General features: G+C 30.8%; 1 protein-coding gene. It reads left to right on the top strand.

Features of this window, described 5'->3' with window-relative positions:
• The coding region (locus IS446_RS00035; RefSeq protein ID WP_235996345.1) for a hypothetical protein at nt 1–260 on the top strand (260 nt) is incomplete at its 5' end.
• Nucleotides 261–364: the final 104 nt, after the last annotated feature.

The following is a 364-nucleotide window of genomic DNA, read 5'->3' as shown; positions in this document are numbered from 1 at the left end:
AAATAATAAGTTTTATGGAATTTAAGACATCCTTTTTTCTAGATAAATATTCTGAATTTGAATTAAAGGAAAAAGAACGATTCATCAATTTAATGGCTTATGAATTCTATTTCTCAGAGCCTGATCCTATTGAAGATATTGAAATCCAATTTGAATCCTTTTTTTCCAACCTTAAAGAGAATGAAGGTCAGAAAAAAGAAGAATTAAAAAGGATGAAAGAATTAACCAAGGAAGCAACAGAAATCAGAATTAATGAATAACATACTGTGGCCAACAAAGAACTGAGTTAAAATCCAACCCCTTTTCAAGCTAATTTCGACCGGTAATTTTCATCATATGGTATCCCTGATGTAGCCACTGCGAA

This window comes from Robertkochia sediminum (genome assembly GCF_016786255.1).
In the GTDB taxonomy this organism is placed as follows: domain Bacteria; phylum Bacteroidota; class Bacteroidia; order Flavobacteriales; family Flavobacteriaceae; genus Robertkochia; species Robertkochia sediminum.
Note: the sequence above shows the minus strand (reverse complement) of the source record. Positions and strands in the feature narration are given on the sequence as shown.